Consider the following 1,547-nt stretch of genomic DNA (forward strand, 5'->3'; position numbering starts at 1 on the left):
GTATAAAGGGATTCGAACCCACGTCAAGTCATAATCGTATGAAATCATGCACCGCAGCGAAAATCGTCAGGCAAGACACCTTGCGCCCTCCCGCAGGATTTGCGCACTATATTGCACACCCTGTGCAGCTCAAAGGATTGTCGCCCTGAAATGAACACCGCAGCCCGCAGCATGGCCAGCACCCTTTTCCCCATTGGCCTGCTGCTTATTGCCATGGCCTCGATCCAGTCCGGAGCATCCCTGGCCAAGAGCATGTTCCCGCTAGTCGGTGCCCAAGGCACCACCACTCTGCGGTTGATTTTCGCCAGCATCATCATGCTTCTGATACTGCGACCATGGCGCGCGCGCATGACCGGCAAGACGCTGCGCAACGTCATTATCTACGGGATGTCTTTGGGCGGCATGAACTTCCTCTTCTATATGTCGCTGCAAACCACGCCACTGGGCATTGCCGTTGCCCTGGAATTCACAGGCCCATTGGCTGTGGCACTGTTCGCCTCTCGCCGTGCGTTGGATTTTCTGTGGATCGCTCTGGCGGTGGCCGGCCTGTTGCTATTGCTGCCAGTAGGGCATGGCGGACAGCCGCTGGATGTATTGGGTGCTGCGTACGCGCTGGGTGCAGGTGCCTGCTGGGCACTCTACATTTTGTTCGGCCAGCGCGCAGGCGCTGAGCACGGCATCCAGAGCGCTGCCTTGGGGGTGGTGGTTGCAGCCCTGTTCGTTGCCCCCATAGGCATCATTCATGCTGGCAGTGCACTGCTGAGCCCTGCAATCATTCCTCTGGCCTTGGGCGTCGCCATTCTCTCGACTGCACTTCCCTATAGCCTGGAAATGGTTGCCCTGACTCGCATGCCAGCTCGCACCTTCGGCACCCTGATGAGCATAGAGCCGGCGATTGGTGCTCTTTCAGGCCTGTTGTTCCTGGGCGAAGTACTGAGCGCAACTCAGTGGCTGGCGATCCTCGCCATCATTGCGGCCTCGGCTGGCGCTACGCTGTCGATGCGGCGGGAAGCCAAGCCAGCCATTGTCGCGGACTGATTTGAGAATCAGCTTCATTTAGCTGTTATTAAACATTGTCCTCATCAGCCTCCCTCATTAAGCTGTAACCCGATCATCATCTTTACGCTATCTACTTGAGCGAACACGGAAGTCGAGGAAAATTCAGGAAGAACCAAAGCGATAACGCCAGGGTCACAGTGCTGATGGGCCCTGCATTTAAGGACAGGAATGAAACGTATCATGATCATCCTGGCTGTCCTGGCCATTGCTGGATGCGCCGCGACCGCCAAGACTGAGGTCAGGAAAGGAAAAAAGGGCGTGCATATCAATTGCTCCGGCCTGTCTTCGTCATGGGACAAGTGCTACAGCAAGGCGGCTGCCTCCTGCAGCTCGCGCGGTTACAAGGTGGTTGCACGCTCAGGCGACGCTGACGAAGAGGCAGGGGATTACCTCTTCGGCATCAATCCCGCTGGCTACACCAGCCGCAGCATGATCGTCATCTGTAAGTAAGAGAGGGCAGCACGCAAGCTGCCCTTTTTTGTTCATAG

2 protein-coding genes are annotated in these 1,547 nt (G+C 56.8%); both read left to right on the forward strand.

What is annotated here, in order from left to right; genetic code table 11:
• Positions 1 to 150: 150 nt before the first annotated feature.
• Complete coding sequence (gene rhtA / locus ACK59H_RS22905) at positions 151 to 1,038, forward strand: threonine/homoserine exporter RhtA (protein ID WP_060480659.1); 888 nt, start codon at positions 151 to 153, stop codon at positions 1,036 to 1,038.
• Between the two features lie 189 nt (positions 1,039 to 1,227).
• Positions 1,228 to 1,509 carry a hypothetical protein gene (locus ACK59H_RS22910; protein ID WP_060480660.1) on the forward strand — a complete coding sequence of 94 codons (282 nt, stop codon included), beginning with the start codon at positions 1,228 to 1,230 and terminating at the stop codon, positions 1,507 to 1,509.
• Positions 1,510 to 1,547: the final 38 nt, after the last annotated feature.

Source organism: Pseudomonas sp. KCJK9000 (assembly GCF_046230725.1).
Classification (GTDB): Bacteria; Pseudomonadota; Gammaproteobacteria; order Pseudomonadales; family Pseudomonadaceae; genus Aquipseudomonas; species Aquipseudomonas promysalinigenes.

Bases quoted from the DNA above. Each gene is read 5' to 3' on its own strand.
- rhtA (WP_060480659.1), top strand. From the start codon at position 151: ATGAACACCGCAGCCCGCAGCATGGCCAGCACCCTTTTCCCCATTGGC.
- ACK59H_RS22910 (WP_060480660.1), top strand. From the start codon at position 1,228: ATGAAACGTATCATGATCATCCTGGCTGTCCTGGCCATTGCTGGATGC.